The sequence below is a fragment of the Streptomyces sp. AF1A genome (assembly GCF_047340315.1).
In the GTDB taxonomy this organism is placed as follows: domain Bacteria; phylum Actinomycetota; class Actinomycetes; order Streptomycetales; family Streptomycetaceae; genus Streptomyces.
Genome location: NZ_JBLEBI010000027.1, coordinates 18153 through 30229 on the forward strand (window position 1 = coordinate 18153; position 12077 = coordinate 30229).

7 protein-coding genes, 1 tRNA gene and 1 CRISPR repeat array (1 of these 9 only partly in view) are annotated in these 12077 nt (G+C 70.9%); of the genes, 4 read left to right on the forward strand and 4 right to left on the reverse strand.

From position 1 onward, the window contains the following. Positions 1 to 10: 10 nt before the first annotated feature. On the reverse strand, positions 11 to 280 hold the full coding sequence (locus ACLU3S_RS11560) for a type II toxin-antitoxin system RelE family toxin (protein WP_062774287.1): 270 nt from the start codon (positions 278 to 280) through the stop codon (positions 11 to 13). Then, complete coding sequence (locus ACLU3S_RS11565; protein WP_018385071.1) at positions 277 to 549, reverse strand: type II toxin-antitoxin system Phd/YefM family antitoxin; 273 nt, start codon at positions 547 to 549, stop codon at positions 277 to 279. Before ACLU3S_RS11565 ends, ACLU3S_RS11560 begins: the two co-directional genes overlap by 4 nt. A 540-nt stretch (positions 550 to 1089) precedes the next feature. Between ACLU3S_RS11565 and ACLU3S_RS11570 the strand changes: the two genes are divergently transcribed. Beyond that, the gene (locus tag ACLU3S_RS11570; RefSeq protein WP_413951687.1) at positions 1090 to 2472 is read left to right on the forward strand and encodes an NAD(P)/FAD-dependent oxidoreductase; all 1383 of its coding nucleotides are present in this window, start codon (positions 1090 to 1092) and stop codon (positions 2470 to 2472) included. A 200-nt stretch (positions 2473 to 2672) separates the two neighbouring features. Then, the gene (locus ACLU3S_RS11575) at positions 2673 to 3971 is read left to right on the forward strand and encodes a class I SAM-dependent methyltransferase (protein WP_413951688.1); all 1299 of its coding nucleotides are present in this window, start codon (positions 2673 to 2675) and stop codon (positions 3969 to 3971) included. Between the two features lie 54 nt (positions 3972 to 4025). On the opposite strand, the gene ACLU3S_RS11580 is transcribed toward ACLU3S_RS11575, so the two are convergent. Further along, positions 4026 to 6554 carry an ABC transporter permease gene (locus ACLU3S_RS11580; protein ID WP_413951689.1) on the reverse strand — a complete coding sequence of 843 codons (2529 nt, stop codon included), beginning with the start codon at positions 6552 to 6554 and terminating at the stop codon, positions 4026 to 4028. Continuing rightward, positions 6554 to 7324: an ABC transporter ATP-binding protein gene (locus ACLU3S_RS11585; RefSeq protein WP_413951690.1), complete on the reverse strand. Its 771-nt coding sequence runs from the start codon at positions 7322 to 7324 to the stop codon at positions 6554 to 6556. Before ACLU3S_RS11585 ends, ACLU3S_RS11580 begins: the two co-directional genes overlap by 1 nt. A 481-nt stretch (positions 7325 to 7805) precedes the next feature. Here ACLU3S_RS11585 and ACLU3S_RS11590 point away from each other — a divergent pair. Together ACLU3S_RS11590 and ACLU3S_RS11595 are read left to right on the forward strand one after the other, a co-directional pair. Further along, a tRNA-Leu gene (locus ACLU3S_RS11590) sits at positions 7806 to 7892 on the forward strand. A gap of 267 nt (positions 7893 to 8159) precedes the next feature. Further along, positions 8160 to 8414 carry a hypothetical protein gene (locus ACLU3S_RS11595; protein WP_413951691.1) on the forward strand — a complete coding sequence of 85 codons (255 nt, stop codon included), beginning with the start codon at positions 8160 to 8162 and terminating at the stop codon, positions 8412 to 8414. A gap of 195 nt (positions 8415 to 8609) precedes the next feature. Continuing rightward, positions 8610 to 12077: direct repeats of the CRISPR family, unit length 29 nt; unit sequence GGGACCATCCCCGCGGGTGCGGGGAGCAG; it runs 404 nt beyond the window's last position.

Genomic DNA, 12077 nt, shown 5'->3' on the forward strand with positions numbered 1-12077 from the left:
GGGCGGGGCGTCACAGGTTGCGGTAGACGTCCCGCCGGTCGCCCACCTTGACGACGAGGACGACGAGTTCACCATCGTTGATCTGGTAGGCGACTCGGTAGCTTCCGACCCGGAGCCGGTAGAGACCCGACGGGCCGGTGAGCTTCTTGACGTCGGCGTCCTGGCGGTACGGGTCGTCACCGAGTGCGGTCAACGCGGTCAGGATGCGCATGGCGTCGGGTCGGCTGATCGCCCGGAGTTGACGCTGTGCCGCCGCGGTGAACCGGAAGGCGTACTTCACGCCGCCTCGCCGTCGTGCTCGGTGAACAGATCAGCCAGCAGTTCCGCCATCGTCACGGTGGGACCGCCCTCGGCCAGGACCGCTTCGGCTTCGCGCGCCAACATCACGTCGGCCGCTTCCTCCAGCGCCTCGAAGTCCGCGATCGGAACCACGGCCGCCACCGGAGCACCGTTGCGCGTGATGACGGTCGGAACCCCTTCCTCGGCCCGGTTGATGTGGTCGGCGAGGTGCGCGCGGGCTTCCCGTACGGTCACGGTGTTCTCAGTCATGGAGCCAGTGTACGCATCAGCGTGTACACGATGCATCCGTAGAGGGAAGCGCGTTCGTGCGCGATCCTCGACGGTATCGCGTGGTCGGTGGCGTAGCTCTCTTTTGTTACCCGTTGGTAGCCGTCGGCTGAGCAGGTCGGATAACGTTTGAGCGACGTGGAGGGGCCCTTCGGGGCCCCTCGGTCGCGTCCCGCCGGGAAAGTTCGTGAAGTTCTTCACAAGGAATTGGCCCCGGTGAGGCCCGCGGAGTGGTCCGGTTGGCCCGTTCGGGGGGTCAAGAGCCGTTTGAACATGTTCAGATGGGGTGTGCGACGGGGCCCTGGAGAGGGAGGTTCCGGGCGTGTTCCGGTTCCCTCACGGAGGCTCCGCCCACCCGGAGAGGCAGCTCACGCGGCCTTGACAACGGGGCGAACCGCCGCGCGTGCCCCGTCCGGCCCTATGGCCTGGACCATGCGGGTCGCGGAGTTTAACACAGCCCCTGCCCGAGCTTGTGAAGGGGCGCACGAGCGACCCCCCCAGGGCAGGTGGATACTCGATGGCATGAGCACCACGGAGCGTCCCAGGATCCTCGTAGTAGGCGGTGGGTACGTAGGCCTGTACGCAGCTCGGCGCATTCTCAAGAAGATGCGCTACGGCGAGGCGACCGTCACGGTCGTCGACCCCCGGTCGTACATGACCTACCAGCCCTTCCTCCCCGAAGCCGCCGCCGGCAGCATCTCCCCTCGCCACGTCGTCGTCCCGCTGCGGCGCGTGCTCCCGAAGGCGGAGGTCCTCACCGGCCGGGTCACCACCATCGACCAGGACCGCAAGGTCGCCACGATCGCCCCGCTGGTGGGCGAGGCGTACGAGCTGCCGTTCGACTACCTGGTCATCGCCATGGGCGCGGTCTCCCGCACCTTCCCGATCCCCGGCCTCGCCGAGCAGGGCATCGGGATGAAGGGCATCGAGGAGTCCATCGGGCTGCGCAACCACGTCCTGGAGCAGCTGGACAAGGCCGACTCCACGACCGACGAGGAGATCCGCCGCAAGGCACTCACCTTCGTCTTCATCGGCGGTGGCTTCGCGGGCGCGGAGACCATCGGCGAGGTCGAGGACATGGCCCGGGACGCCGCCAAGTACTACAAGAACGTGTCCCGCGAGGACATGCGCTTCATCCTCGTCGACGCCGCCGACAAGATCCTCCCCGAGGTCGGCCCCAAGCTCGGCCAGTACGGCAAGGAGCACCTGGAGAGCCGGGGCGTGGAGATCTACCTCTCCACCTCCATGGACTCCTGCGTCGACGGCCACGTGGTGCTCAAGAACGGCCTCGAGGTCGACTCCAACACGATCGTCTGGACCGCCGGCGTCAAGCCGAACCCGGCCCTCGCCCGCTTCGGCCTGCCCCTCGGCCCGCGCGGCCACGTCGACTGCGAGCCGACCCTCCAGGTCAAGGGCACGGACTACATCTGGGCCGCCGGTGACAACGCACAGGTCCCGGACCTCGTCGGCCGCAAGGCGGGCAACGAGAACGCCTGGTGCCCGCCGAACGCCCAGCACGCGCTGCGCCAGGCCAAGGTGCTCGGCGACAACGTGATCTCCGGCATGCGGGGCTTCCCGCAGAAGGAGTACGAGCACGCCAACAAGGGCGCGGTCGCCGGTCTCGGCCTGCACAAGGGCGTGGCGATGATCGTCATGGGCAAGATGAAGATCAAGCTCAAGGGCCGCCTCGCCTGGTACATGCACCGCGGCTACCACGGCCTGGCGATGCCGACCTGGAACCGCAAGATCCGCGTCTTCGCCGACTGGACGCTCGGCATGTTCCTCAAGCGCGAGGTCGTCTCCCTCGGCGCCATGGAGAACCCGCGCGAGGAGTTCTACGAGGCCGCCAAGCCGGCGCCGGTCGCCGCCGCGCCGAAGACCGAGGAGAAGGCCAAGGCCTCCTGACCCCCACCGGTCGCTGATCCAACCGAAGGACCTCCCGCCATCCGTGGTGCGGGAGGTCCTTCGGCGTTCCCGGACCGCCATCCGTGTGGCCCGTACAACTATTTTGCCCAGTTGTAACTCCTTTGCAGGACTGCGCGGAAGACCCGACGGTGTTTACGTGGTACCCGGCATCCGGGATCGTCGTCTTGGAGGTGTGCGCCATGGCCGACGCCGCGTCGCGGCTGAGCAGTCTCGCCGAACAGGTGCTGGGAGCCCCGCTCCCGGTACGGATCCGGGCGTGGGACGGGTCGCAGGCGGGCCCGCCGGGCGCGCCGGCGCTCGTCGTCCGCAACCGCCGCGCCCTGCGCCGCATGCTGTTCAAACCCGGTGAACTGGGCCTGGCCCGCGCCTGGGTCGCCGGGGACCTGGAGATCGAGGGCGACCTCTACACCGCCCTCGACGCCATGGCCGGCTTCGTCTGGGAGCGCGGGGAGGACGCCCGCGGCCTGGTGCGGGCCCTGCGCGACCCCGCGGTGCGCGCCGCCGCCCGGGAGCTGCTGAAGCTGGCGGGCCCGCCGATCCCGCCCGCCCCGCCGCGCGAGGAGGTCCGCAGGCGCCGCCATCTGCACACCCGCAGCAGCGACAAGCGGGCCATCAGCCACCACTACGACGTCGGCAACGACTTCTACGAGCTCGTCCTCGGCCCCTCCATGGTGTACTCCTGCGCCTACTGGGGGGCCGCCGACAACGGTGACACCCTGGAGTCCGCCCAGCGCGACAAGCTCGAACTCGTCTCCGCCAAACTCGGCCTGAAGCCCGGTCAGCGGCTGCTGGACGTCGGCTGCGGCTGGGGGGCCATGGCGATCCACGCCGCCCGCGAGCACGGCGTGAGCGTCGTCGGAATCACCCTCTCCCAGGAGCAGGCCGCCTACGCCCGCAAGCGCGTCGCCGACGAGGGCCTGACCGACCGGGTGGAGATCCGGGTGCAGGACTACCGGGACGTCGCGGACGGCCCCTTCGACGCGATCTCCTCCATCGGCATGGCCGAACACGTCGGCGCCGAACGCTACCTGGAGTACGCGCGCCGGCTGTACGACCTGCTGCGCCCCGGCGGCCGGCTGCTCAACCACCAGATCGCCCGCCGCCCGCAGCGCGACGAATCGTCGTACGAGGTGGACCAGTTCATCGACGCGTACGTCTTCCCCGACGGCGAGCTCGCCCCCATCGGGACCACCGTCACCCAGCTGGAGCGCGCCGGCTTCGAGGTGCGGGACGTGGAGGCCATCCGCGAGCACTACGCCCGCACCCTGCGCGACTGGGTGGCCAACCTGGAGGCCGGCTGGGACCGCGCCGTCCGCCTCACCAGCCCCGGCCGGGCCCGCGTCTGGCGGCTGTACATGGCCGCCTCCGCGCTCGCCTTCGAACACCACCGCATCGGCGTCAACCAGGTGCTCGCGATCCGCACCCCCGAGTCCGGGGCCTCCGGGCTCCCGCTGCGCACCCGCACCTGGACCGCCTGAGCGACGGCAGGGGCCCCGCGGTCCGCTCCGCGGGGCCCCTGCGGCGCCGTACGGCTACTCGGCCTTGATCGCCGCCAGCATGTTCAGCCGGGCCGCGCGCCGGGCCGGCCACAGGGCCGCCAGCACGCCGACCGTGCCCGCCAGCAGCAGGAAGAACGCCATCCGGCCCCAGGGCAGGACCAGTTCGTACGTCGGCATCTTCGTGCTCAGCAGCTCACCGGCCGCCCAGCCGAAGAACACGCCCAGGCCGATGCCGAGCACCCCGCCGAACAGGGAGATCACCAGCGACTCCAGGCGGACCATCCGCTTGACCGCCTTGCGGTCCAGGCCGATCGCGCGGAGCATGCCGATCTCCTGGGAGCGCTCGAACACCGACATGGCCAGGGTGTTGATGACGCCGAGGACCGCGACGATCACCGCCATGCCGAGCAGGCCGTAGACCATGTTCAGCATCAGCGTGAACATCTTCGCGATGTCGTGGGAGATGTCCTGCTTGTCCTGGACCCTGATCGCCGGGTTGGCGCCGAGGGCCTTCTCCAGCCGGTCCTTCGTCGCGCTCGACGCACCGCCCGCCGTCTTGACCATGACCTGCATGTCGGCCGGGTCCTTCAGATGAGGGGTGAGCACCGCGTTGTCGAGCATGATCCCACTGATCATGTCGTTGCCCTCGTAGATCCCGGCGACGGTCAGCCGCTGCGCCCTGCCGTCCTCGTAGTGCACGGTGAACCGGGAGCCGACCGTCCAGCCGTACTCCTTCGCCCGGTCCTTGTCGACGACGACCCGCGTGCCGCCCACCTCGAAGGCGCCCTGGTCCACCTTCAGGTCCGTGAGCCTGCCGATCACCGGGCCGTTGACACCGGTGAGGAACTCCGTCTTCCCGTCGATGCGGGACTCGGCGTTGCGCAGCGGGCTGCTGGCGGTCACCCCGTCGGTGGCGGCGAGCTTCCTCGCCACGTCCGGGGAGAGCGGGGAGCGGTTGGCCATCGAGACCACGTAGTCCGCGCGGATCGCCGAGCTTGCCATCCTGTCGATGGACGTCTGCAGGCTGCCCGCCATCACCGTCATGCCGGTGATCAGCGTGAGGCCGATCATCAACGCCGAGGCCGTGGCCGCCGTACGGCGCGGGTTGCGCACCGAGTTCTGGCGGGCCAGCTTGCCCGAGACGCCGAACGCGCGCAGCACCGGGGCGGCGGCCGCGATCAGCGGCCGGGACAGCAGCGGCGTCAGGATGAACACGCCGATGATCAGCAGCACGGCGCCCAGACCCATCGGACCCTGCGCGGAGTCGGCGTTCATCGTCGTGGCCGCGAGGACCACCGTGACGCCGGCCGCCGCGAACAGCGCGCCCAGCGTGTTGCGCAGCACCAGCGACTTGGTGGTCGCCTTGGCGTGCACGCTGCTCATCGCCGCCACCGGAGGGATCTTCGCGGCCCGGCGGCCGGGCAGCCACGCGGCCAGCATGGTGATCAGGACGCCGACGGCGAGGGCAGCCGCCACCGTGCCGGGAGTGATCACCAGCGGCCCGTCGGGCACGCTCGCGCCGAACGAGCCCAGCAGGCCGCGCAGGCCCGCGCCGATGCCGATCCCGGCGACCAGGCCGGTCGCCCCGGCGACCGCACCCACCACGAAGGCCTCGACGAGGATCGAGCGGGTGAGCTGCCGGCGGGAGGCGCCGACCGCCCGCAGCAGGGCCAGCTCCCTGGTGCGCTGGGCGACCAGCATGGTGAAGGTGTTGGCGATGATGAACGTCCCGACGAACAGGGCGATACCGGCGAACACCAGCAGCGCCTGCCTCAGCCCGCTCATCGAGTCGGCGATCTGCCGGGCCTGGTCGTCGGCGAGCTTGCGGCCGGTGGTCGTCTCCACCAGGTGGGACGGCAGCGCCCTGTCCAGCTCGGCCTTGAGCGCGGCCTGGCTGGTGCCCGCCTTCGCCCGCACGTCGATCTCGTCGTACGCGCCCTTCTTGCCGAACAGCTGCTGCGCGGTCGGCGTGTCGAACAGGGCGAGGCTGCCGCCGGCGGACACGTTGCCGTCGTCGGTGGTGAAGATGCCGACGAGGGTCGGGGTGAGGACCGGGCCGTTCACGGACAGGCGCACGGTGTCGCCGACCTTGTAGCCGGCCCGCCCGGCCGTCCTGGAGTCCAGCAGTACCTCGCCGGGGCCGTGCGGGGCGTGGCCGCCGGCCAGCGGGTAGCGGGCGTCCCGGGTGCCCCAGTAGTTGCCGCCCTGGGACTGCCAGTCGCCGCCGACCAGCTTGCCGTGCCGGTCGGCGACGGCGGTGAAGCCGCCGACGACACCGGTCGCGGAGGCGGCGCCGGGGACCGAGGCGGCCTTGTCGAGCGTGGCCCGGGTCAGGTCGGCCGGCTTGCCGACCTTGTCGCCCTTGGACTCCTGGTACCGGGGTACCACGGCGACGTCGACGTGGTCGAAGCCCTTGGCCGAGCTCTTCTGGTAGGCGTCGGAGACGGTGTTGGTGAAGACGAGGGTCCCGGAGACGAAGGCCACGCCGAGCATCACGGCGAGCACGGTCATCAGCAGCCGGGCCTTGTGCGCGAGTACGTTGCGCAGGGCGGTGCGGAACATCAGCTGGTGCGGCCCTTCGCGTCGAACTGCTTCATCGTGTCGAGGACGGAGTCGGCCGTGGGGGCGTGCATCTCGTCCACGATCCGCCCGTCGGCCAGGAAGATCACACGGTCCGCGTACGCGGCTGCCACCGGATCGTGCGTGACCATGACGACGGTCTGGCCCAGCTCGCGCACGGAGTTGCGCAGGAAGCCGAGCACCTCGGCGCCGGAGCGCGAGTCGAGGTTCCCGGTCGGCTCGTCACCGAAGACGATCTCGGGCCGGGAGGCGAGGGCACGGGCGACGGCCACGCGCTGCTGCTGGCCGCCGGACAGCTGGGCGGGCCGGTGGCCGAGCCGGTCGGACAGGCCGACCATCCCGATGATCCGGTCCAGCCACTCCCGGTCCGGCCTGCGGCCCGCGATGTCCATCGGGAGGGTGATGTTCTCCAGCGCGGTCAGCGTGGGGAGCAGGTTGAAGGCCTGGAAGATGAAACCGATCTTGTCCCGGCGCAACCTGGTGAGCTGCTTGTCCTTCAGGGACCCCAGCTCGGTGTCGCCGATCCTGACCGACCCGGAGGAGAAGGTGTCCAGCCCGGCCACGCAGTGCATCAGCGTGGACTTCCCGGAGCCGGACGGGCCCATGATCGCGGTGAACTCGGCCTGCCGGAAGTCCACGGAGACCCGGTCCAGGGCGACCACCCGGGTCTCACCCTGCCCGTAGATCTTCGACAACTCCGTGGCGCGTGCGGCCACGGCCGTGGTCCGGCCGGCGGTGGGTGTGGTGGTCACGGGACGGTGCTCCTGTCGGGACGACGTGTGTTCCTGGGGACCTGTCCATCGTCCCGGCGCGCGTCGCCCGGGGAGTCAGCCGCTGTTCCGGTTCTCGGGGGCGACTCCGGTCGGACGGCGGGGCGCCGTGTCATACCTGGGGAGGACGGCCGACCCCGAGGGCCCGGTTCGGCCACGCCTCCGGCGTCCACCGCTACCGCCTCCACATCGCCGAACGGCGTCGAACGTCCTCGAACGTCCTCGAACGTCCTCGAACGGTGTCGAGAACAGGTGGAACGCCCTCGCCCGGACGGTGAAATTCCGTCATTTCGCGTGCGCGTGCACGTACCTCGCGCCACGCTGTTGGCAAGTGCGGATGGCCTGTTCCGTGGGCTGATGCACCCTCAGGCGCCAATAAAATAAGACAACATCGGTCCGCTGTTCCGCTGTTCGGGGGATGCGTCCCGATAGGCTCGGAACCTCGTAGCGGAGCCCATGGCCTGCCCGGATGGTGGAATGCAGACACGGCGAGCTTAAACCTCGCTGCCCCTTCGCGGGCGTGCCGGTTCAAGTCCGGCTCCGGGCACCACCTCGCCTGCGACGCAGGAGGCGGGCCGCCGACGGGGGGACCCGGGAGTGGCCCGCTGGGTGCAGTTGCGTCCCGCTGAGCGCGCCGCCGACCTGCTTCGGGGCGCATCCTTTGTCAGCCTGCGGGCCGCTCGGGCGTCACTGTCGGCGACCGATCGCGTGGCGACCTCGTCGGGTGATCCTGGGTCGAGCCCTACTGCTTGCGGATCCTCGGGTGCGGTCGTACCTTCTCGCTCCACCCTGCCAAGACGGCTGGAAGGGAAGCGACATGAGTGAATCGTTCGGCGAACTGGAAGCCCGGTACAGGGCGACCCTGAACCGGTTGAGCGAAGCCTGTCGGGTCTTGCGGGACGTCAAGGGTGATCCCCAGCCACTTGCCTCTGGGGAGGAGCCTCCAGCCCTGACCAAAGCCGAGCGGGATGCGCAGACCGAAGCGATGAGGGCGTTCCAGGAGTACGTGCCCGTACGTGATCTGTACTGGGCCACCCGGTGGGGCCGTGAGGGCAACCCGCCGAAGTCCTGACAGCAGCGCACCCGCGCCGGCCCTCAACGGCTTGGCGCAGCCCCTCCGACCAGCCCGTACATGATCAAGCCAACCTGCCTACCGCCGTCGAGTGTCAAGCCCGGCCTTGTACTTGACACCGAGAGTTGCGACGAGAGCGCCTTCGCGCGGGTGCGGGGAGCAGCGGGGCCGGACGCCCGTGGACGATCGCCAGGTGGGACCATTCCCGCGGGTGCGGGGAGCAGGGCCCAGGGCGTGGCGTCGGCACCGGAGTGCGGGGACCATCCCCGCGGGTGCGGGGAGCAGCTTGACGCCGGTGGCTTTGCCGTCGGGGCCCAGGGACCATCCCCGCGGGTGCGGGGAGCAGTTCCGCGTACCGGTCGAGGTCGTCGTACAGCCGGGACCATCCCCGCGGGTGCGGGGAGCAGGGGGGCTGTGCTGTTGCGGGCGCGGACGGCTTGGGACCATCCCCGCGGGTGCGGGGAGCAGCCGTTGCCGTCGTGCCAGCGCACGCCCATGCCGGGACCATCCCCGCGGGTGCGGGGAGCAGGGGCCCGCACTCCGCGGCGATGCGCGAGACCCGGGACCATCCCCGCGGGTGCGGGGAGCAGTATCCACTGCGGTTCGCCGGGAACCTGCTGTCGGGACCATCCCCGCGGGTGCGGGGAGCAGAGCCTGCCGAAGCCGGTATCCATGCCCGGGAAGGGACCATCCCCGCGGGTGCGGGGAGCAGTCAACACGATCACTTCGGTGATGTCCTTCATGGGGACCATCCCCGCGGGTGCGGGGAGCAGCCGTGGATGCACTACCTGGCACTCGTGCAAGCGGGACCATCCCCGCGGGTGCGGGGAGCAGCTCACTCCAAGTGGAAGGGGCCGATCATGGCCGGGACCATCCCCGCGGGTGCGGGGAGCAGCCCGCCCACGACGGGATGAAGTTGCCGGTGGTGGGACCATCCCCGCGGGTGCGGGGAGCAGGGGGAGTCGGTCCACCGGATGGTGCCGGTGACGGGACCATCCCCGCGGGTGCGGGGAGCAGGAACCCGTTGCTGTTCAGGTTGATCTTGAACGGGGACCATCCCCGCGGGTGCGGGGAGCAGGACACCTCCGAATCCCAGCAGGTCGCGCCCCAGGGACCATCCCCGCGGGTGCGGGGAGCAGCGGTAGTGGAAGGTCACTGCTGGTCCTTGCGGGGGACCATCCCCGCGGGTGCGGGGAGCAGGATGCGTCGGTGACACCGGACAAGGTGCGGAAGGGACCATCCCCGCGGGTGCGGGGAGCAGTTCGGCTGGAGTCCCGAAATTGTGATGCTGGTGGGACCATCCCCGCGGGTGCGGGGAGCAGACGATGATGCCGCGCCCCACGGGCGTCTACGTGGGACCATCCCCGCGGGTGCGGGGAGCAGCTGCCGGACCATCCGGTGTTGTAGCTGGGGCTGGGACCATCCCCGCGGGTGCGGGGAGCAGTCCGGGTCCAACTCGACCGCGCCGACCGTGACGGGACCATCCCCGCGGGTGCGGGGAGCAGGCCCGCGAGCGCGTGCACCGCACTACGGATGCGGGACCATCCCCGCGGGTGCGGGGAGCAGGTGGCGCAGGCCCTCGCGGAGCGGGGCGAGTGGGGACCATCCCCGCGGGTGCGGGGAGCAGAGATACACGATGAGCACGATCACTTCGGTGATGGGACCATCCCCGCGGGTGCGGGGAGCAGCCCGGGACGACTCCCGCCCGCTGCATGATCATGGGACCATCCCCGCGGGTGCGGGGAGCAGGGCTCCGGCCCTGTCGGGCTGCACTTCCGTGGGGGACCATCCCCGCGGGTGCGGGGAGCAGGCCGGCGTAGGTCGAATTGGCGAGCCGCTCCTGGGACCATCCCCGCGGGTGCGGGGAGCAGAGCTGCGCCGCGCGCTCGTTGTCCTCGAAATCGGGACCATCCCCGCGGGTGCGGGGAGCAGCACATCTTGTGCTTCATCGTTCAGCCTCCGTGGGGACCATCCCCGCGGGTGCGGGGAGCAGGTCAGCTGGTAGCTGCCGTTCGCGATCTCGTCGGGACCATCCCCGCGGGTGCGGGGAGCAGCACGGATGCTGGTCGATCTTCTCGCCCGGGTCGGGACCATCCCCGCGGGTGCGGGGAGCAGAGCTCACCCGGATCATTCCTGAGCTGCGACGGGGGACCATCCCCGCGGGTGCGGGGAGCAGAGCACGCCCCCGCCCCCGCGGGTGAGTCCGCTGGGACCATCCCCGCGGGTGCGGGGAGCAGGCGGACGAAGAGGTCGCCAGGGACGGAAGCAAGGGACCATCCCCGCGGGTGCGGGGAGCAGAGCTCATCCTGGTTCAGGGTCTCCACGGTCGCGGGACCATCCCCGCGGGTGCGGGGAGCAGACGGGCACGAGTCCGTTGTGAGCGGTGACGTAGGGACCATCCCCGCGGGTGCGGGGAGCAGCCGAACGGTGCTCCCTCCCGGAGCAACATTTCGGGACCATCCCCGCGGGTGCGGGGAGCAGCCGAACGGTGCTCCCTCCCGGAGCAACATTTCGGGACCATCCCCGCGGGTGCGGGGAGCAGCAAGGGACTTCAGGCTCTCGCCGAGGCGGCTGGGGACCATCCCCGCGGGTGCGGGGAGCAGATGTTCTGCGCCCGCACCGAGAAGTCCACCAAGGGACCATCCCCGCGGGTGCGGGGAGCAGCGCTGGAACGCGAGCTGTCGGGCGACGTCGGCGGGACCATCCCCGCGGGTGCGGGGAGCAGACGGTGCGCGCGGACTTCCTCGACGGGCCGGCGGGACCATCCCCGCGGGTGCGGGGAGCAGGCCCCAGTCGGTGTCGGGGACGGCGGCTTCGAGGGACCATCCCCGCGGGTGCGGGGAGCAGGGCTTCCGGCAGGCGTGCCGACTGCTCGCGGCGGGACCATCCCCGCGGGTGCGGGGAGCAGCGCAATCCCCCAACAGGCGGAATCCCGCCGGGGGGACCATCCCCGCGGGTGCGGGGAGCAGCGCACGGTCCAAAAAATGGTGGTCAGCGTGTTGGGACCATCCCCGCGGGTGCGGGGAGCAGTTCCCATCTTCAGCGGGTGGGCGAGATCCGAAGGGACCATCCCCGCGGGTGCGGGGAGCAGCCCTTGCCGTCCGGGCCCTTCCTGCTCGTCTCGGGACCATCCCCGCGGGTGCGGGGAGCAGCACCACTACCCCGATCGGGTCGGGCCGAATGTGGGACCATCCCCGCGGGTGCGGGGAGCAGTCCGGCGTCTCGAACGCCGTGTTCTGGAAGAGGGGACCATCCCCGCGGGTGCGGGGAGCAGATCACGGCCTACATGGACGCGCCGGGGCACAGGGGACCATCCCCGCGGGTGCGGGGAGCAGCCCGGATCTTTGGCGCCCCGGTTCGTGTCCACGGGACCATCCCCGCGGGTGCGGGGAGCAGGCCACAAGGGGTGGGCGTAGGACAGCTCTCTCGGGACCATCCCCGCGGGTGCGGGGAGCAGTCCTTCGGCGCCACCCACGCCGACGCGTTCGAGGGACCATCCCCGCGGGTGCGGGGAGCAGTTGGAGGTCGGTTTCGGAGTCGGAGCCGACGCGGGACCATCCCCGCGGGTGCGGGGAGCAGACCCTGAGCGACCCCGACGCGCCCGCCCCCGAGGGACCATCCCCGCGGGTGCGGGGAGCAGGTACGCGGAACGGAGCGCAAGCG

Coding starts and splice junctions, on each gene's coding strand:
- ACLU3S_RS11580 (WP_413951689.1), bottom strand. CDS start 6,554: ATGTTCCGCACCGCCCTGCGCAACGTACTCGCGCACAAGGCCCGGCTG.
- ACLU3S_RS11595 (WP_413951691.1), top strand. CDS start 8,160: ATGAGTGAATCGTTCGGCGAACTGGAAGCCCGGTACAGGGCGACCCTG.
- ACLU3S_RS11575 (WP_413951688.1), top strand. CDS start 2,673: ATGGCCGACGCCGCGTCGCGGCTGAGCAGTCTCGCCGAACAGGTGCTG.
- ACLU3S_RS11565 (WP_018385071.1), bottom strand. CDS start 549: ATGACTGAGAACACCGTGACCGTACGGGAAGCCCGCGCGCACCTCGCC.
- ACLU3S_RS11570 (WP_413951687.1), top strand. CDS start 1,090: ATGAGCACCACGGAGCGTCCCAGGATCCTCGTAGTAGGCGGTGGGTAC.